Source organism: Nocardia arizonensis, from assembly GCF_001310275.1.
Classification (GTDB): Bacteria; Actinomycetota; Actinomycetes; order Mycobacteriales; family Mycobacteriaceae; genus Nocardia; species Nocardia arizonensis.
In genome coordinates this window covers 49188-68597 of sequence record NZ_LGYZ01000116.1, presented here as the reverse complement: position 1 = coordinate 68597, position 19410 = coordinate 49188, and the positions used below count along the sequence as shown (strand labels likewise).

Genomic DNA, 19410 nt, shown 5'->3' with positions numbered 1-19410 from the left:
GCCGTTCCCGCACGCCGGGAACGGCGAACGGCCGCTTCAATCCCGGTGCCCCACCGCGTATTTCAACAGGTCGACGGCCTCGCGCGCGCCCTCTTTACGGCCGATCCGGCGATAGCGGGCCCGAACCCGTTCGATCCGCTCCGCACCGAGCCGCTCACGGGCCGAGGCCATATGCAGGTCCAGCCGCATCGACGGCAGATCCTGGCGCGCGGCGACCTCGTGCGCGAGCACGAGAAGACGCAGCCCGGTCTCCTCGTCGACGCCCGTCGTCACCAGATAGGACCCGACGGCGCAGCACATCCCGCCGATCTGCGGCAGGTCCTGGTACTGGGCGAGTACGAGCATTCCCTGTTCGACCAATTCCCGCACGAGTGTCGAGGCGGTGCGGGCCCGCCCGCACAGAATTCGGGCGTCGGCGGCCGCGGCCGCGGTCATGAGTCCACCCGGTCCAGGCCCCGCGCCCAACTCCGGCCAGCCGACCAGCTCGAGTGCCCGGTCGTATCGGCGCAGTCCCTCCTCGACATCCCCCCGCGCGAACGACAGTTCGGCCGCGCTCTGCGCCACCCCCGCCAGCAGATGGTTCGGCATTCCCGTCGAATTGACGGTCACCCCGATATCGGTGCCGCCGACGGTGACCTCGAGTACATGACGCGCCCGGTCCAGCTGTCCCGTCCCGATCAGCGAGGCGGCCAGCAGACTGCGTATCTCGATGGTGTCCTCGAAGACTCCGAGCCGCAGCAGCAGACCGAGGCTGCGCTCGTAGTAGACAGCGGAGTCGGCGTAGGCCGCGATCTGCCCGAAGACCTGACCGAGATGGCGGCACACCATCGCCACACTCCAGACATGCCGCTCACCGAACATCGCGAGCGCCCGGATCGCGTCGCGCGTCGAGCCACGGACATCGCCCATGTTCTCCTTGGCGTTGGCGCGCAGCAGCAGCGCGGTCGCCTTGGTCTCGTCACTGCCGAAGACGATGGCCTCGGCCACGAGTCGCGCGATCCCCCTGCCGTCGGCGCGGCCGATCATGATGGCCCCGACGAACCGTGAGGTCTCGGAGAGTTCGTACGGGCCACGCAGCAGTCGCCGCACCCGTGATCGCACCCGCGCCATGAACCGCGGACCGTCGGGGGCGAAGAACAGATGCAGGAACACCATCTGGAAACTGATCATGATCAGATCCGGCCGCGCGGCGTCCGATCCCGTGCCCGACTCGTCCAGGGCGATCACCCGCACGGCCCAACTCTCGACCTCGGCGTGCGTACCGCGGATCATCCACAGCATCCCGACGACGGGGAAGACCGTGTAGGCGGTGCGAGCGTCGCCGCGTTCCAGCGCGTAGCGCAGTGCGGCGAGCAGATTGTCCAATTCGGTGGTGATCGCCAGCGCCAATCGCATCTGGTCACTGACCAGGTAACTGTCCGCCGCCTCCGTGGCGAAGTCGCGCGCCCACGCCATGATTCGCTCGATCACCAGATCCGCTTCGCCCTCGGCCGCGGCGAGCTGTTCCTCCCCGTACTCGCGCACCGTCTCCAGCATCCGGTAGCGGGTGCCGAGCACCTCGTCGTCGATCACGGTCAGCAGCGACTGGTTCACCAAGCCGTCCACCGCCGCGAGCACATCGCCGACCTCGGGTCCGCCCGCGACCTGTTCGGCCGCCCGCACACCGAAGCCGCCCGGGAATCGGCATAGTCGGCGCAGCACGATCCGCTGCGGCTCGTCGAGCAGATTCCAGCTCCAGTCGATGACGGCGTGCAGGGTGCGATGCCGTTCGGGCGAACTGCGATCGCCGTGGCGAAGCAGGGCGAAACGGTCGGCCAACCGGCTGTTGATCTCCTCCACGCTCATCGCCCGCACCCGCGCCGCCGCCAATTCGATGGCCAGCGGCAGCCCGTCCAGCGTCCGGCACAATTGGGCGACGATATCCGGGTCGAGGCGAACCGAGGGCCGCACGGCGCGGGCGCGCGCGGCGAACAGTTCGGTGGCGGGCGATCCGGCCGCATCGATAGTCAGCGGCGGCAGCGGGTATACGGTCTCGGCGGTGATCATCAGCGGCGCGCGACTGGTGGTCAGCACCGTCAACCGGTCGGCGGCCCCGATCAGGTCGGCGACCACCACCGCGACCGCGTCGACGAGATGTTCGCAGTTGTCCAGAATCAGCAGCAGCGACCGCGCGGCGATGGCCTCGCGCAGACGTCGGCCCGGGTCCACGGTGTATCCGGCGCGCAACGCGGCGGAGTCGAAGTGCATCTCGCTCAGCCCGAGCGCGGCACTGATCGCGGCCTCCACCTCGACCCGCGCGTGTTCGGCCTCGGCCCGCACCGAGGCCAATTCGACCAGCACCACCTGCCCCGAGCCGGCCACACGCGAGCCGACCTCATTGGCCACGCGTGTCTTCCCGGTGCCGCCCGGACCGAGCACCGTGGTCACCCGAGCGGTACGCAGCAGCCGTTCGATCGCCTCGAGATCGTGTTCGCGGCCGAGCAGGGCATTGGGCGCGGCGCGCAATCCGATGGCGGCCCGGGCGGGTTGGTCGATGAGGTCGGCGGAGTCGGGCGGGTCCGCGGCGGATCCGCGCCCCGAACCATTGCCCGGCCCCACGAGGGCGGGTCGGGCTTCGACCCGAACGATCGCGCCCGCGGGTTCCCGAGTGGGCCGGTGGTCGTCCGCCGTCACCGGGTCGCCGCGCAGGATCGCGGTATTCAGCGCGATCAGCGCCGGACCCGGATCGGTGCCGAGCCGTTCGGCCAGCCCGGCGCGGAACGCGGCGAAGGACTCCAGCGCCTCGTTGGCGCGGCCCGCGGCCGCGAGCAATCGCATGAGGGTCAGTTCGGCGGTCTCGTCGAGCGGATCGCGCTCGACGCGGCGCCGGGCCAGCCGCAGCGCGCCGTCGATATCGCCGAGATCCCGGCGGGCCCGCAATTCCAACTCGTCGAATGCGGCGGCGTGCGCGGCGGCCGCGTCCCCCAGCGCGATCGCGACCTCGCCCGCGGGCAGATCGGCGCCCGGTTCACCGCGCCACAGCTCCCTGGCCGCGGCGACGGTCTCCAGCGCGCCGACGGCGTCGCCGCTCGCCCGCGCTTGCCGCGCCCGATCCAGCAGCTCGTTCGCCAGCGACAGATCGATCCGATCCGGGTCGAGGGTAAGACGGTAGCCGGCGGGGCCGATGTCAAGCGCGCCGTCCGGCAGCACCGACCGCAGCCGCGAGACCTGGGTGTGCAACGCGTTCATCGGGGCGCGCGGCGGCTGTTCGCCCCACACGTCATCGATCAGCGCGGCGGCGCTGCGGCTGCGGCCCGCGCGCAGGGCCAGCGAGGTGAGCAGCAGACGCGAGCGGGCCCCCGGCACCGGATTGAGCACGCCGTCGCGGCGCAGCGCGATCTCGCCCAGCAGGGCCACCACGACCGATTCGCCTGCGGGCGTCGTCACGACTCGACTGTGGCGGACCCGACCGCCCTGATACGGAAACATCCCGAGGTCATCGTATGCGAGCGAACCCGGCCACAGCGTCATGGTTTTTCGTCCTCCCTCCGGGAACCCGGCGGGCCGGGCGCACCGGTCGGGCGCCGATTAGGCTCGGCGCATGGCTACCACAGCGCAATGGATCGAGGGTGCCCGTCCCCGTACCCTGCCGAACGCGATCGCACCGGTGCTTGCGGGCACCGGGGCCGCCGCCGCCATCGACGGTCTGGTGTGGTGGAAAGCGGTTCTCGCACTGGTGGTCTCGCTCGCGCTCATCGTCGGCGTCAACTTCGCCAACGACTACTCCGACGGAGTGCGGGGCACCGACGACGACCGGGTCGGACCGCTGCGACTGGTGGGTTCCGAACTCGCCTCGCCCGTCGCGGTGAAGAACGCCGCCATCGCCAGTCTCGCCGTCGGCGCGGCTGTCGGTCTGATACTCGCGATCACCACCGCGTGGTGGCTGCTGCTCATCGGGGCGGGCTGCCTCGCCGGCGCCTGGTTCTACACGGGCGGCTCCAAACCCTACGGCTACAGCGGATTCGGGGAACTCGCCGTCTTCGTGTTCTTCGGCCTCATCGGCGTACTCGGCACGCAGTTCGTCCAGGCCGAGCGGATCGACTGGGTCGGGGCGGTGCTCGCGGTCGCGGTCGGCGCGTTCTCCAGCGCGGTGCTGGTCGCCAACAATCTGCGCGACATCCCCACCGACACCGTGTCGGGCAAGACCACGCTTGCGGTGAAACTCGGCGATCCGCGTACCAGGACACTGCATCTGGTGCTGCTCGCGATTCCGTTCCTGGCCACCCTTGCCCTGCTCGCGCGCACACCGTTCGCACTGGCGGGCCTGCTCGCCGCACCGTTGGCGATCCGCGCCAACGCACCGGTGCGCGGCGGCCGCAGCGGCCTCGAACTGATTCCCGCACTGCGGGACTCCGGTCTGGCGCTGCTGGTGTGGTCGGCGTTCACCGCGCTGGCGCTCGGCTTCGCCTAGTCCGGGACCGGTCAGTCGCCGTCCGGCACCAGGATTCCCAGCACCCAGTTCACCAGCGCGATGACGATGCCGCCGAGTAGCGCGGTCCAGAAACCGCTTACCGCGAGACCGTAATCGGAGAACGCGTCGGTGATCCAGGCGGTGAGCAAGAGCATCAGCGCGTTGACCACCAACAGGAACAGTCCGAGGGTGAGCACCACCAACGGCAGTGACAGCAGCTGCACCAGCGGTTTGACCAGCGCGTTCACCAGGGTGAAAACCGCGGCCACGGCCAGCACCACGATGATCTTGGTGCCGGTGTCCTGGTCAGGACTCTTGATGTCGATGCCCTCGACCCAGGCCGCGGCCAGCCAGATGGCCACCGCGTTGATGATCAGCCGAATAACTAACTGCATGCGCCAATGCTAAGTCGCCGCGCGAGGATTCCGCAGTGTTCGGCGGATGCGCCCGCCCGACGCGCGGACATCCGATGCCGGCTCACGCGGCACGATCGAGCAGCGCCCGCACCTTCGGGCGCAGGTCTTCGATCGGATCGGCGCCCATCAGCGGCTCCTGCCTCTCGTGTATTTCTGGTGTACCGCCTGCTTGCTGACCTCGAGCGCCTCCGCGACGGCCTGCCAGGACCAGCCTTGGTTCCTGGCGTTCTCGACCTGGATCGCCTCGAGACGTTCGAGCAGCCGCCGCAGCGCGAGCACGGCGCGCAGCCCGACCCTCGGGTCGGGGCTGCCCGCGGCGGCCGCCAGTGTGGTCGCTTCTGTCATGACGTCAATTTTGATTGACGACCGGGCCGTGCGCGACCCGGCGCCACTACGAGTGTGATCGGCTTATCCGCCCCAGATGCCGGTAGCCAGGAATTTCTCGATGACCGCCGCGGGCCCGGCCAGATCCATCCCTTGACCCGCCACCCAGGCGTCATCGAAATAGGTGCCCGCGTAGCGGTCGCCGCCGTCGCAGATCAGGGTGACCACGCTGCCGCGGCGACCCGCCGCCAGCATCTGCGCGATCAACCCGTACGCCCCCCACAGATTGGTGCCGGTCGACCCGCCCACCCGGCGGCCGACCACCCGCCCCGCCTGCCGCGCCGCGGCGATGGAGGCGGCATCGGGCACTTCGATCATCCGGTCGACCACCTGACCGATGAACGAGGGCTCCACCCGCGGCCTGCCGATCCCCTCGATGCGCGAGGGCATACCGGTCTGATATCCCGGGTCACCGGTTTCGTAGCCGCCGAAGAACGCGGAATTCTCGGGATCGACCACCGCCAACCGGGTCGCGTGACGGCGATAGCGGATATATCGGCCGATGGTCGCGCCGGTGCCGCCGGTGCCCGCGCCGACCACGATCCATTCCGGCACCGGATGCGTTTCCAGCGCCATCTGCTCGAAGATCGATTCGGCGATATTGTTGTTGCCGCGCCAGTCGGTGGCCCGCTCGGCATGGGTGAATTGATCCATGTAGTGGCCGCCGCACTCGCGGGCCAGCCGCGCGGCCTCGGTATACATTTCCGGCGGCCGCTGCACGAAATGGCAGCGGCCGCCCTGCGCCTCGATCAGCGCGATCTTCTGCGGCGATGTGCCCGCGGGCATGACCGCGACGAAATCCAGACCGAGCATCTTCGCGAAATACGCCTCGCTCACCGCCGTCGAACCCGAGGACGCCTCGACGACCGTGGTGCCCTCGGTGATCCAGCCGTTGCAGATCCCGTACAGGAACAGCGACCGCGCCAGCCGATGTTTGAGGCTGCCGGTGATATGGGTCGACTCGTCCTTCAGATACAACTGGATACCCCAGTCCACGGGCAGCGGATAGCGCAGCAGATGGGTGTCCGCGCTGCGTTGGGTATCGGCGTCGATCAGCCGCACCGCGTTGTCGACCCAGTCGCGCGGGGTGCTGCGATCGCACTGTCTCACGCCGAGGCGCCCCCGTCCTCGCCGCGCAACCGCGCGCGCAATTGCGCTTTGTCCTTGCGCCGTTGCTCGTCCACCACCGCGATATCGGCATTGACCTTCGAGCGCATCTTCGTGAACAGCACCAGCGACAGCGGCATCGCGACGAGCACGCCGATGAGCAGGGCCACGATCAACTGGACCTCGACCGAGATCAATCGACCGACGACGACGACGATCGCGGTGACCACCGCGACCAACCCCAGCCGCGCCAGCGTGTAGAGGGCAAGATCGATGGCGAGCCGCCGCCGCGGATTCGAGGTTTGCCGGCCGGATGCGCCGTCCGGTCGAGTTGGGTCGCTCACGTCGACCAGCCTAGGCGACATTCCCGCGCGGGCGCCGGGCCCACCCGTTCCCGAGGTCGAGATCCTATCCGTTTTGTCCATTACTTCGCCTTTACCAACTGTAGGTGGTTCGCGTACCTAGGGGTCGGGGTGCAACGATGTCGCCATTCTGATGAGGGAACTGTCGAGAACGGAGAGGTTTGCTATGAGTGCGATCACCGTCGGCGGCCAGGACACCTTGCTCACCCCGGGCCAAGTGGCTGCCATGTTCCACGTCGACCCGAAGACCGTCACCCGCTGGGCCCATGCCGGTCGCCTCGGGTCGCTGCGCACACCCGGCGGCCACCGCCGGTTCCGGGAATCCGAGGTGCTCCAACTGCTGAGGTCGCTCACGACCGAGGCGACCGCGGCCCGCTGATCCCCTCGTCCGCGCGGGCGGCATCGGCGGCCCGCACGAAGACGTGCGTCCGAGGCGGGTACACGGCTACCCTCGTTGTCAGGAGGTGAACGACGTGATGTACCTGGTAGCACTCATCGCAGTCGTTACGGTAGCGGTGCTGTGCTGGAAGGCGTTCGGCCCGCAGAGGTCGAACCAGTCCCCGCGTTCACCTCGGCGCAGACAGATCATCGGACCGGACGACGATCCCGACTTCCTGTGGCGGATCTCGCGGCAACAGCACCGCGACGGCGACGGCGGCGCGGATCGCTGATTCACCGAGTGCCCGCCACCGCCCGCTCGATGTGCGGGCGTTGGTCCGGGTGCTGGAAATAGTGGCGCACGAGATGATATGCGAGTAGCGGATTCATCCGTACGACGGCGTCGGAGACCGTGACGATCTCCGACGCGGTCGACCCGCGCGCCACGCCCCCGCGCCGAAACGCTCGGGGATCGCGCACATCGATGCCGAACACGTTGTGCCATTTCCTCGGCGATCCGGCCGTGCGGGCATAGGGTCGGATCTCCTCGATATCGCTCCACGCGACGGCGAGCAACTCGCCGTCGCCGCCACGCCGGATCACCCGATTCGGGGTGAGCACCAGCCCGGGCACCACCGCGCGGTGCACCAGCAGTCTGCGGTAGGCGCCAACCACGGCGGGTGCGCCGATCGCCACGAGCAGCGCCGCCAACAGCAGCAAGGGCCATTCGCGGTGCAGCGCCGACTCCACGATCAGCAGTCCGGCCAGTGCCAGGAACACGAAGCCCATCAGCGCGAACACCACGCCCTGCCAGCGCGGTGGCCTGCGCATCGGCAGCAGCACGCCGGACTCGCGCAGGCCCTCGCAGTCGATCTCCTCCACGACCACGCCGCTCATGCCGCGGGCGCGGTATCCGTCGACCAGGTCGTCATCCCATCGCCATTGCTCCGGCCACGCCGATACCCCGCCCAACTCTGCTGCCACGCCGCAGATCGTCCCATATGGACCGGTCGGCCCAGTCGAGGATTCGCGCGGTCGGGCGCGTGTCAGGGCCGGCCGCTGACCACCGCCGTCATGGCGTCGAGGAACGGCTGCCCGCCCGTGACGTAACCGCCCGCCACGGCGCCGACGACCATGCCGACCGGTCCGGTCAGGATGCTGAAGAATCCGACGCCGAGCACGGCGCCGATGAGACCGCCGAGCACGGCCCCGCTCACCACGCCGACGACGTTCTTGTCGAGTTCGGCGATGAGCCTGGCCATCGAGCTGACCGGCTGCATCTCGCCGATCTGGGCCGCGGTGACCTTCGGTATGAGGGTCAGCGTGCGGCCGTCCGCGCCGATCTGCTGGTCGACCGCGACCCGGCTGCCGGAGACCTCGTAGGTCAGCGGCACCCGCGCCACCTCCGCGCCGCCGTCGGAGATCAGCGTCACCGTGTCGCCGGTGAGCGCGAACCGACCGCGGTCCAACACGGTCCGGCTGGCGCGCGATCCGTCGATGAGCACCGTGCGATACTCGACGCCCTGTTCGATACCCGACGCCGAGACCTCCTTCGGCGGTTCCGTCGTCGGCTTCGCGTGCGCGGTAGCGGCGGACAAGCTCACCGCGGCGACGGCCATGAGTGCGGTGGCGGCCCAGGTGCCGAACTTCATTCAGGAGTCCTCTTTTTCACGTGACGTCCCCGGTCCGCCGGACCGGTCGACGTAGCGGCAACTTGATGCTTGTTGCCCCGCCCGGACCGGCCCGAAACATCACCGTTGTCCGATCGTGACCTGATCCGCTGACCTCCGCATATCCTGGTCTCCGCCAAAACCCTTGCCCGACAAGCACTCGACGTGCGGCTATCCGATGGTGTAAGCATTCGTTGTCTTCGGTTTGAAAGTTTCGGAATCCGGTTCGCATGTCTGTGCGGGCGAAGCGCTAGGGCTCGGGGAGGACATCACGTGTCGCGCCAACGTATCCGCGCGGGCATCGTTCTGACGGGAATCATTGTGGCGGCCGCGGTCTCGACCGCGCTGGTTGCCGGGATTGTGCTGACGACCACCGGAGCCGATCCCGCGCCCGCCGAAAGTCACAACGCGGCGGCCACTTCCGCCCTCCCGCTGATCGAAGGCGAGGCCGTTCCGGCGCCCGAGGAGCCACCGCCGCCACCGGTCGGCATGCGCGGCAATGTCGAGAAGGCCAGCGCCGGAATACAGCTCGCCACCGGCGACTGCGTACGACTCGACGCCGACGGCATCGGCAAGACGACCTGCGGCAGCCCCGGTTCCCGCTACAAGATCATCGGTACCGCGGCCTCGGCCGACCGCTGCCCCTCCGACGCCGACCACACCTACGACGCGACACTGCACGGCGCGATCGGCGCCGCGCTGTGCCTCGATATCGACTGGATCGTCGGCGACTGCATGGATCTGGTCCCGCGTAATCCGCAGCGCATGGCATGCACCGGTCCGGCCACCCCCGACGGCGTACGCGTGCTGGCGGTCGAACAGAACACCGTCAGTCCAGATGTCTGCACCAGGGGCGATCACGGAATCGTCTATCGGGAGCGCCGATTCGTGGTGTGCGTCGCGGGTCTGTGACCCGCGCGCCCGGTACCCGGGCGCTCGAATCCGTACATCCCCGTGTCCGACCCCGCGTCGTGGAATGCTGGTGGCATGGTCGGAGGCGATGAGGGTGGCGACGGTGACATCTGACGCAGAGTTGAATCCCGCCGCGGTCGAGATCGGCAGATTCTTCCCGCAGCCGCCCGCCGCCGTCTGGCGGGCGCTCACCGAACCCGACCTGGTCGAACGATGGCTGATGCGCTCCACCGGTTTCGTCCCGTCGGTAGGCACCCACTTCATCTTCGCCATCCCGTCGCAGCCGCCCGGCGAGATCGCCTGCGAAGTCCTCGCCGTCCGCCCCGGCGCCCAACTCACCCTCAGCTGGGTCGACCTGCGCGCCGACTACTCCACCCGCTGGATAGTCGACTGGACCGTAGACTCCCAGGGCCGCGGCACCCGCCTGCTACTCACCCAAACCGGCTTCGACATCCAGGACCGCCGTCAGAAAATGGCCCGCAACGCCATGGAACGCGGCTGGCGAGCCACCATGACCCGCCTCCGCGAAGTACTCGACCACGAGACCTGACCCGCCTCGCGCGCAGACCGTCCCCGGTTACCCGCTGAACCGACCCCACCACCTACATCTGGTGACCGTTCGATGGGGAACGATCCGAGCAAGCTTGTCGCCGAGACTTTCCCGCTCCCGGACGAGGTCGTAGTGCGTCCTGAGGTTGAGGTGACCTGACAGCAGCCGCGCGCGCCATGCCTCAGTTGACGAGTAGGCATCAGCCGGGGCACTTGGGGACCTCTCGCCGCTTCGGCCCGAGACTCGCAGGTCAAACCCAGTTAGTTCAGTCCGGCGTAGCTGTGCAACCCACTGATGACGATGTTGATGATGAAGAGGTTGAAGAGCATGGCGACGAAGCCCGCGACGTTGATCCAGGCCGCTCGGGTGTCGCGCCAGCCGCTGGTGGCGCGGGCGTGCAGGTAGGCGGCGTAGAGGACCCAGGCTATGAAGGAGCAGGTTTCCTTGGGGTCCCAGCCCCAGAAGCGGCCCCAGGCGGCTTCGGCCCAGATGGCGCCGAGGATGACGCCCGCGCCGAAGAGGGGGAAGCCGACGATGGTGGCCTTGTAGGCGAGGCCGTCCAGGGTGCGGGCGTCGGGGAGGCGTTTGGCGATGGCGCCGAGGGGGCCAGTGGATTCCTGGCCGTCGGGTTGGCGGATGCGGTACAGGAACAGCAGGCTGGCCACGCCGGAGACCAGGAAGACCCCGCTGCCGATGCTGACGATGGTGACGTGGATGGGCAGCCAGAACGAGCGCAGCGCCGGGACGACGGGGGCGGCTTCGGCGTAGAGCAGGGTGCCCGCGAGGAACATGAGGATGAGCACCGGCACCAATAGGAACACCCAGGTGGAGCGGTAACGCTGTTCGCGCAGGAATATCAGGCCGACGACGGTGGCCGCGGCGGTCGCCATCGTCACGAACTCGTACATGTTGCCGAGCGGGAAGCGGTGGGTCGCGAAGCCGCGCAATACGATCGCGAGCACGTGCAGCGCGGCGCCGACGACGAGCACCGAGAAGGCCATATTGCCGAGGCGTTCGGCCAGCGGTTTGCCGACCGGTTCCACGATGCGGCCGGGGCCATCGGGCCGCGCCGCGGGTCCGCCCGCCATCGCGGGTTCGCGTTCGGCCAGCTGCCTGGTGCGCGCGGTCGCGTACTGCCAGATGAGCAGGGTCAGCACCAGCGCGTAGACGACCAGCGCCGACTTGAACGCGAAATCGCTGTACTGGGAGAGGGTTTCGTCGATCGGCATGGTCATTCTCCCGTTGGGGTTGTCGCGTCCGGGTCGAGCAGGCGGCGACGCAGACGGTCGAACTCGCCGCCCCAACCGGCCTGGTCGGTTCTGGCGAGCCCGCCCATTTCTACTACAGAACGTCGTTGAGACACGGTACCGGCTTCGTCCGGCTCCGTATAGACCCGGATCCAGATCCGGCGGCGCTTCACCAGCAGCGACACGAGCAGACCGCCCATCATCGCGAGGGCGCTCACCAGCACCCATTGCTGCGCGGGATCGTGCGACACCTGAAGGTTCACGAATTCCTGCGCGCCGTCGAAACGCACGGTCGCGCCGCTGGGCAGCGTGGTGGACTCGCCGGGCCGCAGGTTGACCCGCGCCTCCTTGCTCAGCCGACCTTGGCGGATCTGTTCGGGGTCGAGAGCGAACAGCGACTGCGGACGCCCGGTGTCCAGACCGGTGTCACCGCGATAGATGTCCACCGCGACCGCCGGATCGTCCATCCGCGGGAACGAGGAGGTGAGCAGGTTGCCGTGGAACAGCGCGGTCGGCGCGAACAGACCCTCGATGGCGATCTGGTTGCGGCGGCGCTCCTCCTCGGTGCCGAACATGCCGCCCGGCGGATCGATGCGAAGCACTCCGCTGGACAGGAAGGTGCGCGCGTCGTCGGGACGCCACTGAATGGTCTCGGTGCGGGTCTGCCCGTTCGGGAAGGTGACCGTGAACGTCGGCGCGTACCCGTGACCTTGCAGGTACAGCCGGTCGCCCGCGACGCGCAGCGGATGGTTCACCTTGATCTCGCTCGCCCGCCAGGTGTCCGCGCGCAGATCCTCCCCCGCCTGATACTCGATATTCGAGGTGAACATCTCGGCTTGGCCATTGTCGAGATAGTCGGCCCGGAAGTCCTTGACCCGCACGCACAACGGGGTCATCCCGGTGCCGTCGTTGACATTGCCCGCCTTGAACGAGTCGAAGACCGCGGGCGAGGTGGTGCAGAATCCCGGGCCGTTGTTCGCGATGACGATGACGGTGCCCTCGTATCCGAAGAACTTCCCGACCGCGATCGCGATCAGCAGACCGACCAGCGCCAGGTGGAACACCAGATTGCCGAGTTCGCGGGTGTAGCCCTTCTCGGCCGACAGGGTTATCTCGCCTTCGCGCGCCCGGTCCCGCTCGACGCGGATCTCGGTGCGCCATCCGCGCAACTGGGCGCGCGCCCGCTCGATCACCCGCTCGGGTGTGTCGCCGACGGTCTCGCTGTGATTCAGCGGCAGCCTGCCCAGATTGCGCGGGGCCCGCACCGGCGGGGTGCGCAACGCCCGGTAGTGATCGAAGCAGCGCGGCAGGATGCATCCGGCCAGCGAGACGAACAGCAGCGCGTAGACGGCGGTGAACCAGAAACTCGAGAACACGTCGAACAGTTCGAACCGGTCCATCCACGGTCCGAGCGTCGGTCGGGCGGCGATGTACTGGTCGACCTTCTGCTCGTTCAGATTGCGTTGCGGCAGCAGCGCGCCCGGGATCGCGGCAAGCGCGAGCAGGAACAGCAACACCAGCGCGGTGCGCATGCTCGTGAGTCCGCGCCAGGTATTGCGGACGAACGCCAGGACGCGCAGGAGGATCGACGGGCGCGCGGGCGGGTTCGGCGCGGGCGCGGTCGGGGTCTCGGTCATGGTCATATCGGCAGCGTCACCTCGGAGACGAATCCGTCGCGGACCCAGCCGACGAACTGATCCCACGCCCCCGTGACCAGTGCGACGCCCACCGCGACGAGCAGGATGCCCCCGATGATCTGAATCGTGCGCGAATTACGCCGCAGCCAGCCGACACCGCGCAACGCCGTCGCCGAACCGAACGCCAGGATCACGAACGGCGATCCGAGTCCGAGACAGTACGCCACGATGAGCGCGACGCCGCGCGCGGCGGTCGTGCCGTCGGTGCCGGCCGACACCGCCATGACACCCGAGAGCGTCGGGCCGAGACACGGCGTCCACCCGAGGGCGAAGACGGCGCCGAGCAGCGGCGCGCCCACGATACCGGTCAGCCGTCGCGGCTGCATTCTGGTGTCGCGCTGCAAGGCGGGTACGAGTCCGACGAAGACCAGCCCCATCACGATCGTCACCACGCCGCCGACCCGCTGCAACAGTTCGCGATTCACGTTCAGGGTCTGGATGAGCCCGAAGACGGTGGCGGTGGCGAGCACGAACACCACCGTGAAGCCCGCCACGAACAGTCCGGCCGCGCCCGCGACCCGCAACCGCCCGTTCCGCGTGTCAGCGCGTACCCCGACACCGACGGCGGCAGCCTGCGCGGCCGTGGCGGGCGGAGCCTCCGCGCCGACCAGGCCGGCCAGATAGGACAGATATCCGGGGACAAGCGGCACCACGCACGGCGAGGCGAACGACACGAGCCCGGCCAGCAGACACGCGCCGAGTGCGAGCAGCAGCGGTCCGGTGGCCGCGGTCTGCTGGAACGAATCCCCCACGCTCGCGAGCACGGTCACCGCGGATCCTCCCGGGCCACGCGTTCCACCGCGGGACGCAGATCCTCGGCCAGCAGCGATTTCAGGAATACCGCGGCCACCCGGTGCTGCCGGTCCAGGATCAACGTCGTCGGGATGACGCTGGTCGGGAAGTTACCGCCCAGCGCGAGCAGGGTGCGCATGGACGGGTCGTGGATCGAGGGATAGCCGACCTTGTTGTCGGTGACGAAATCCTGGGCCTTGTCGCGCTGCGGGTCACGGACATTGATGCCGAGGAAGGCGACGCCGAGATCCTTGGTGGCCTCGTATACCTGCTCCAACGCGGGCGCCTCGGCGCGGCACGGACCGCACCACTGCCCCCACAGGTTGACGACCACGACCTTGTCCCGGAAATCGTTCAGCGACACGGTCTTGCCCTCGTGCATGAGATCCGGGCCGGACAGCTCACCGACGGTGCCGCGCGCGCTCGGCGGATCGTAGGAGATTTCGGTTCGGCCCCCCGGCGAGACGAATTGGAAGGTGCCGCCGGAGGCCACCGCATCCGCCCCGGTCGAACAGCCCGACAGCGCCGCGACCAGCGCGAGGCACGCGAGCAGGACCGGTCCGACGCGCCGAACCGAGGTCGAGCGCGGACGGACGGTTGCGGTGCACCGACTCATGCGCCGTGCACCGACGGGTCGGAGCCGCCCGCGGGTTCGGAGTACACGATGTCGACGAGGATGTCGCCCTGATAGACCAGCGAGGTCAGCGAGGCCAGCGAGCACTGGCGCCGTCGCGGGTCGTGCCAGAGCCGCTGGCCCTGGAGGAATCGGCGCAGGGTCCACACCGGCAGCTGATGTGACACCAGCACCGCCTCGTGTCCGGCCGCCTCGACCCTGGCCTTGTTCACCGCGGCCAGCATGCGATGCGCGATCTGGAGATAGGGCTCGCCCCAGGACGGGGTGAACGGGTCGCGCAGTTTCCACCAGTGCCGGGGCTTGCGCAGCGCGCCGTCACCGACGGAAACCCGCAGACCTTCGAAGGTATTGCCCGCTTCGATGAGATTCTCGTCGGTGCGCACGATCAGCCCGTGGCGCGTCGCGATCGGCCCCGCGGTCTCCTGCGCGCGTTGCAGCGGGGACGCGATCACCAGGGCCACATCGTGATCCGACAGCGAGTGCGCGACCGCGGTGGCCTGCGCGCGACCGGTCACCGACAGGCTGAATCCGGGCAGACGACCGTACAGAATGCCCTTGGGGTTGTGCACCTCACCGTGCCGCAGCACGTGCACGATGGTCTCGATAGCCGCATCGATGGGTTCGTCCTCGCCGTCCTCACGCGGACGCGCGGTCGTCGCGGATGTCCGCGAACCCGGCTCGGCGACCGGAGCCGCTTCGGACGCCTCGACATCGTCCTCGGGATCTTCGTCCGCCGGGGCGGTGCTCTCGGCCACCGACTCCGTCGCCGCCGCGAACTCCTCCGCGCGGTCGGCCGCGTCGGTGGTCACACCCGCGCCGTCGGCCGATTCGGAAACCACGCCAACGGCGGCTTCCGTGGGCTCACCCACGGCGACGATCTCCGCGACCGCCACCGCGTCCTCGATGGCCGACTCGGCTTCGGAACGAGCCGCGCTCGCGGCCCCTCCCGCGCGCGCGGCGGCGTCGGCGACATCGGCGCCCTCGGCGAGCGCGAGCGCCGCGGCGGCCTCCGCGGCAGCGACCGCGGGCACGGCGGATTGCGACTCGACGCCCGCGGCGTCGTCCGCCGGTCCCGCGGACGCGGCGGCGGACTCGTTCGGTTCGGCGGATGTGCTGTCCAGTCCTCGCCGGACGTCGGGCTGATCGTGGTCGGAACTCACGCGCGGGATCCTTCGGGGGTTGCGGCCGCGGCCGCGGACGCGGCGGCGGGCAGGGCGGCGGCGATACGGTCGAACGCGTTCTCGTCGAGCGCCGCGGAGACGAACCACGCCTCGAACGCACTGGGCGGCGCGTACACGCCCGCCTCGAGCAGTGCGTGGAAGAAGGCGGGAAAACGCCAGGTCTGGCTGGCCTTGGCGGCCGCGTAATCGGTCACCGGGCGATCGGCGAAGAACACGCTCACCATATTGCCCGCGAACTGCACTCGATGCTCGACCCCGGCCGCGGTGAGCGCCTCGGTGAACAGCCCGCCGAGCCGTTCGGCATTGCGGTCCAGCGCGGCGTACACCGCGTCGTCGGCGGCCCGCAGCGTCGCCAGACCGGCCGCGACGGCCACCGGATTACCCGAGAGCGTGCCCGCCTGATACACCGGGCCGAGCGGGGCGAGCTGATTCATGATCTCGGCGCGGCCGCCGAACGCCGCCGCCGGCAGTCCGCCGCTCATGACCTTGCCGAAGGTGTAGAGATCACCGGCGACGCCCTCGCGCCCGAACCAGCCCGCGCGCGAGACCCGGAATCCGGTCATGACCTCGTCCATGATCAGCAGCGCACCGTGCTGTTCGGTGAGCGCGCGCAGACCCGCGTTGAATCCGGGCGCAGGCGCGACCGCGCCCATGTTCCCGGCCGCCGCCTCGGTGATCACGCAGGCGATCGCACCGGGATCGGCGGCGAAGGCCGCGGCCACGGCGTCGAGATCGTTGTACGGCAGTACCAGTGTGTCCGCGGCCTGCGCGCCGGTGACGCCGGGCGAGGTGGGCAGACCGAGGGTCGCGACGCCGGAGCCCGCGTCGGCCAGCAGCGCGTCCACGTGACCGTGGTAGCAGCCGGAGAATTTGATGATCTTGGAGCGGCCGGTGTAGCCGCGCGCCAACCGGACCGCGCTCATGGTGGCCTCGGTGCCGGAATTGACCAGGCGGACCCGCTCGACCGGGTCGACCCGCTCGACGATGGCCTCGGCCAGTTCGATCTCCGCCTCGGTGGGCGCGCCGAAGGACAGGCCGCCGGTCGCGGCCGCGCGCACCGCCTCGACCACGGCCGGGTGGGCATGGCCGAGGATCATCGGCCCCCAGGAACAGACGAGGTCGACGTATTCGTTGCCGTCGACGTCGGTCAGCGTGGCGCCGTTGGCCGAGGCGATGAATCTCGGGGTGCCGCCGACCGAGGCGAACGCCCGCACCGGCGAATTGACGCCGCCGGGGATCACCGAACTCGCCCGGTCGAAGAGCTGAGCGGAAATCGGTACAGCTGCCCTGGTCACGCGCCGAGAGGAACTCACGGCCTCCAGTCTCTCAGTCCCGGCGGGACGAGTCGACGACAGGGTGTAGTGGAGTGACGCACGCCGCAGGGACCAAGATCGGCAACACGCCCCCTCGGCGCGTGCGATATCGATCGCTGGAAGGTTGCCGGTGCGTAATGTCGGTGCGTCATCGCATCCGTCCGGCCAGGAGGTACTCATGGGGATCGCCGTCAGAACCGTAACTCTCGCCGCGGGCGCCCTCGCCGCGGGCGCCCTCACTGCCGTCGCCGTCGGTGCGGGCACCGCGGCGGCGGCACAGCCGGTTCTCGATCCGCAGGAGGGTCGCGCGGGCATCGCGCTGAGCCACGACGAGACCGCGCGCGTGGCGGACGGGCCGATCCCGGCGCTGGTCACGATGGTCGTGCCGCTGAGTCGCATCGGCGCGGGCCTGCACAGCGACACCCAGATATATCGCGACCAGCAGGGCGGGGTGCACGCCTCACTGCGGCAGGTCATCTCGGAGGCGGCGGCACATCCCGACGGGTCGATCACCGTCTATCTCAATGCGCCGGGCACCCGCGACGGCCGCGTTCTGGACGTCTACCAGAACTGGACACGCTGACCCCGCCCGACCGACCGGCGCGGACTAGGTGTACCGGCAGGGCACGTCCGCGGAGATGGTGTGCAGCCAGCACATGAGGTTGTTGTAAGCGCCCGCCGAACCGGTTTCGGGCACCAGGCCCGGATCGGCGACCGGAACGGATCGCGACGGCGGGGCGGTCGGTTCGGCCGCGGCCGGTCCGGCCGCGACACCCATCGCGGCCACCGCGAGCAGACCAATTCCGAATCTTGTCACCATAACTCGCACGGATACACCTCTTGTTCGAAACATATTGGGACACAGTCGAACACCGACCGCTACCGGAAACGTCGCGGGATGCGACGCGACCGTTACGCCTCGCGCCCCGCCGCCGCTGTCGCGCCGAACGAGCTACCGGCGGGCGATCGCACCGCGAACCCGTTGCGCGGCTAGGTGATCCCCGTGCAGAACAGCGCCGACCCCGTGGTGATCAGACAGGGCACGACGCCGAGCAGTCCCGGCAGCGGATTCGCGACCGCGGCGGGCCGACCCGAGGCCGGCTCCGCCGGGTCCGCAAGGGCCGTGGCGGCGGACGGCGCACCCATGAGTCCGCCTGCCACAATCCCGAGAACCATCGTCTTCGCGCGGATCGTCGCCGTCATGGGAAAGACGTTCCCGGTCGCCGGGCTCCGAAACAGGTCTCGCGCGATCAGACGCGCGATCGGGTCCGCGCGGCTCGCGCGAGCGCGTCGACGAGCAGCAGTCCGGCCACGGTGACCAGAAAGACCGAGAGCACCAGCCACGGCGCGACATAGCGGGTCGCCTCGAACGCGGGCAGCTCACCGTTGGCAGCGAACGCGGTCGGTACCGTGCCGTTGTCCCAACTCGTCGCCGCGCCGACCAGACACAGTGCCGCGATCACCGTTTCGCCGAGCGCGACCGCGATTGGCTGTCTCACCGTTCCGCTCCGTCCTCGTCGTGTCGGTCCGCTGGTTCGGAGGGCGCGGCGAGGGCGTGGCCGAGCGCCGCGCGCAATCCTCGATGGTCGCGCGCCCACGCCTGCACGTATCCGCCGTCGCGCAGTCGCAGTCCGATTCCGGTCCGTCTGCGCGGCACGCCGGTCAACTCGCCGAGCGCCCGCGCGGACTCCCAGTCATCATCGTCCCAGGAATCGTCGTCGCGTTCGGGCATGATCTCGGCGATGCCGCTCAGCGGCAGTGTCTCGGTGCCCTCGCGCAGACCCGTGCCGGTGAGTTCGACGCTGACGTGCCGCCGTCCGGCGAGCACCTGTAACCACACGAATCCGGCGATCAACGCGCCGCAGAAGATCAGCGCGAACCAGTGCACTGGACCGCCGCTGACGAGTTCGGCGACGAGAACGGCCAGGCAGAGCACCGGCCCGTAGGCGACCGTGCGCCACCGGGCTCCCGGTTCGGCGAACAGAACCGCGTCATCGCGCACGTCGGTCATGCCGCGGTGCCGATCACGACGATGACACCAGGGGAGTCGAGCGGGCCGATCAGCCGACCACGCCGGGCAGCAGCAACACCGCGACGGTGACCAGACCGAACAGAACGAGGAGGCTCAGCACGAATACGTCTCGCCGAATGCTCTGCGGCTGTTGGATCACCACTCGCATCGTTGCCTCCGATCCCCCGGCGTCCGACGGCGCACGCGGTCGCCCGAGGCGACGCAACGTGTGACCGAGGACCTCCGGTTCCCATGTCCGCTGTGACAACCCTCACCATACATGCCGCCGCCCGAAGCACAAACCCC

23 protein-coding genes are annotated in these 19410 nt (G+C 69.3%); 6 read left to right on the top strand and 17 right to left on the bottom strand.

Annotation, left to right across the window (positions count from 1 at the left end; genetic code table 11):
• Nucleotides 1–36: 36 nt before the first annotated feature.
• The gene (locus APZ21_RS26445; RefSeq protein WP_239476817.1) at nucleotides 37–3426 is read right to left on the bottom strand and encodes an AfsR/SARP family transcriptional regulator; all 3390 of its coding nucleotides are present in this window, start codon (nucleotides 3424–3426) and stop codon (nucleotides 37–39) included.
• 154 nt (nucleotides 3427–3580) lie between these two features.
• On the opposite strand from APZ21_RS26445, the gene APZ21_RS26440 reads away from it, so the two are divergent.
• Nucleotides 3581–4450, top strand: a complete 870-nt coding sequence (locus tag APZ21_RS26440; protein WP_054815978.1) for a 1,4-dihydroxy-2-naphthoate polyprenyltransferase — start codon at nucleotides 3581–3583, stop codon at nucleotides 4448–4450.
• Nucleotides 4451–4461: 11 nt separating this feature from the next.
• Here the strand turns inward: APZ21_RS26440 and APZ21_RS26435 are convergent, their stop codons facing one another.
• From APZ21_RS26435 to APZ21_RS26420, 4 genes are all read right to left on the bottom strand, one after another.
• Entirely contained in the window at nucleotides 4462–4845 is a 384-nt protein-coding gene (locus tag APZ21_RS26435; RefSeq protein WP_054815977.1) for a phage holin family protein, read from the bottom strand.
• 147 nt (nucleotides 4846–4992) lie between these two features.
• Nucleotides 4993–5211 carry a hypothetical protein gene (locus APZ21_RS26430; RefSeq protein WP_054815976.1) on the bottom strand — a complete coding sequence of 73 codons (219 nt, stop codon included), beginning with the start codon at nucleotides 5209–5211 and terminating at the stop codon, nucleotides 4993–4995.
• A gap of 63 nt (nucleotides 5212–5274) precedes the next feature.
• Entirely contained in the window at nucleotides 5275–6360 is a 1086-nt protein-coding gene (gene cds1, locus APZ21_RS26425; RefSeq protein ID WP_054815975.1) for an L-cysteine desulfhydrase Cds1, read from the bottom strand.
• Nucleotides 6357–6701 carry a DUF4229 domain-containing protein gene (locus tag APZ21_RS26420; RefSeq protein WP_239476816.1) on the bottom strand — a complete coding sequence of 115 codons (345 nt, stop codon included), beginning with the start codon at nucleotides 6699–6701 and terminating at the stop codon, nucleotides 6357–6359. The genes cds1 and APZ21_RS26420 overlap by 4 nt, the downstream gene beginning before the upstream one ends.
• A 184-nt stretch (nucleotides 6702–6885) precedes the next feature.
• Here APZ21_RS26420 and APZ21_RS26415 point away from each other — a divergent pair, with 184 nt between their 5' ends.
• Both APZ21_RS26415 and APZ21_RS26410 read left to right on the top strand, forming a co-directional pair.
• Nucleotides 6886–7098, top strand: coding sequence for a BldC family transcriptional regulator (locus APZ21_RS26415; RefSeq protein WP_054815973.1), 213 nt, complete (start codon nucleotides 6886–6888; stop codon nucleotides 7096–7098).
• Between the two features lie 94 nt (nucleotides 7099–7192).
• Entirely contained in the window at nucleotides 7193–7390 is a 198-nt protein-coding gene (locus APZ21_RS26410; RefSeq protein ID WP_054816023.1) for a hypothetical protein, read from the top strand.
• Between the two features lies 1 nt (nucleotide 7391).
• On the opposite strand, the gene APZ21_RS26405 is transcribed toward APZ21_RS26410, so the two are convergent.
• Together APZ21_RS26405 and APZ21_RS26400 are read right to left on the bottom strand one after the other, a co-directional pair.
• Nucleotides 7392–8081: a hypothetical protein gene (locus APZ21_RS26405; protein ID WP_156371343.1), complete on the bottom strand. Its 690-nt coding sequence runs from the start codon at nucleotides 8079–8081 to the stop codon at nucleotides 7392–7394.
• A 62-nt stretch (nucleotides 8082–8143) separates the two neighbouring features.
• Complete coding sequence (locus APZ21_RS26400; protein ID WP_054815971.1) at nucleotides 8144–8749, bottom strand: DUF8020 domain-containing protein; 606 nt, start codon at nucleotides 8747–8749, stop codon at nucleotides 8144–8146.
• 291 nt (nucleotides 8750–9040) lie between these two features.
• Here APZ21_RS26400 and lppU point away from each other — a divergent pair, with 291 nt between their 5' ends.
• On the top strand, nucleotides 9041–9679 hold the full coding sequence (gene lppU, locus APZ21_RS26395) for an LppU family putative lipoprotein (RefSeq protein ID WP_054815970.1): 639 nt from the start codon (nucleotides 9041–9043) through the stop codon (nucleotides 9677–9679).
• 103 nt (nucleotides 9680–9782) lie between these two features.
• The gene (locus APZ21_RS26390) at nucleotides 9783–10229 is read left to right on the top strand and encodes an SRPBCC family protein (protein WP_082393474.1); all 447 of its coding nucleotides are present in this window, start codon (nucleotides 9783–9785) and stop codon (nucleotides 10227–10229) included.
• A 260-nt stretch (nucleotides 10230–10489) separates the two neighbouring features.
• Here the strand turns inward: APZ21_RS26390 and ccsB are convergent, their stop codons facing one another.
• The 6 genes from ccsB to hemL form a co-directional block, all read right to left on the bottom strand.
• Nucleotides 10490–11458 carry a c-type cytochrome biogenesis protein CcsB gene (gene ccsB, locus APZ21_RS26385; RefSeq protein WP_054816021.1) on the bottom strand — a complete coding sequence of 323 codons (969 nt, stop codon included), beginning with the start codon at nucleotides 11456–11458 and terminating at the stop codon, nucleotides 10490–10492.
• 2 nt (nucleotides 11459–11460) lie between these two features.
• On the bottom strand, nucleotides 11461–13119 hold the full coding sequence (resB, locus tag APZ21_RS26380; RefSeq protein ID WP_054815969.1) for a cytochrome c biogenesis protein ResB: 1659 nt from the start codon (nucleotides 13117–13119) through the stop codon (nucleotides 11461–11463).
• Complete coding sequence (locus tag APZ21_RS26375; protein WP_054815968.1) at nucleotides 13116–13943, bottom strand: cytochrome c biogenesis CcdA family protein; 828 nt, start codon at nucleotides 13941–13943, stop codon at nucleotides 13116–13118. The genes resB and APZ21_RS26375 overlap by 4 nt, the downstream gene beginning before the upstream one ends.
• Nucleotides 13940–14581 (bottom strand): TlpA disulfide reductase family protein, encoded by a 642-nt coding sequence (locus tag APZ21_RS26370; protein WP_054815967.1) that lies wholly within the window; start codon nucleotides 14579–14581, stop codon nucleotides 13940–13942. Before APZ21_RS26370 ends, APZ21_RS26375 begins: the two co-directional genes overlap by 4 nt.
• Nucleotides 14578–15216: a histidine phosphatase family protein gene (locus APZ21_RS26365; RefSeq protein WP_054816020.1), complete on the bottom strand. Its 639-nt coding sequence runs from the start codon at nucleotides 15214–15216 to the stop codon at nucleotides 14578–14580. Before APZ21_RS26365 ends, APZ21_RS26370 begins: the two co-directional genes overlap by 4 nt.
• A 539-nt stretch (nucleotides 15217–15755) precedes the next feature.
• Nucleotides 15756–17093, bottom strand: coding sequence for a glutamate-1-semialdehyde 2,1-aminomutase (hemL, locus tag APZ21_RS26360; protein ID WP_054815966.1), 1338 nt, complete (start codon nucleotides 17091–17093; stop codon nucleotides 15756–15758).
• Nucleotides 17094–17271: 178 nt separating this feature from the next.
• Here hemL and APZ21_RS26355 point away from each other — a divergent pair, with 178 nt between their 5' ends.
• Nucleotides 17272–17676 carry a hypothetical protein gene (locus tag APZ21_RS26355; protein ID WP_054816019.1) on the top strand — a complete coding sequence of 135 codons (405 nt, stop codon included), beginning with the start codon at nucleotides 17272–17274 and terminating at the stop codon, nucleotides 17674–17676.
• 24 nt (nucleotides 17677–17700) lie between these two features.
• Here APZ21_RS26355 and APZ21_RS26350 read toward each other — a convergent pair whose 3' ends face one another.
• From APZ21_RS26350 to APZ21_RS26335, 4 genes are all read right to left on the bottom strand, one after another.
• Nucleotides 17701–17922 carry a hypothetical protein gene (locus APZ21_RS26350; protein ID WP_156371342.1) on the bottom strand — a complete coding sequence of 74 codons (222 nt, stop codon included), beginning with the start codon at nucleotides 17920–17922 and terminating at the stop codon, nucleotides 17701–17703.
• A 161-nt stretch (nucleotides 17923–18083) separates the two neighbouring features.
• A complete protein-coding gene (locus APZ21_RS26345) occupies nucleotides 18084–18296 on the bottom strand; it encodes a hypothetical protein (protein ID WP_054815964.1) in 213 nt (70 codons plus the stop codon).
• Nucleotides 18297–18343: 47 nt separating this feature from the next.
• Entirely contained in the window at nucleotides 18344–18592 is a 249-nt protein-coding gene (locus APZ21_RS26340) for a hypothetical protein (RefSeq protein ID WP_054815963.1), read from the bottom strand.
• Complete coding sequence (locus tag APZ21_RS26335; RefSeq protein ID WP_054815962.1) at nucleotides 18589–19104, bottom strand: hypothetical protein; 516 nt, start codon at nucleotides 19102–19104, stop codon at nucleotides 18589–18591. The genes APZ21_RS26340 and APZ21_RS26335 overlap by 4 nt, the downstream gene beginning before the upstream one ends.
• Nucleotides 19105–19410 lie beyond the last annotated feature (306 nt).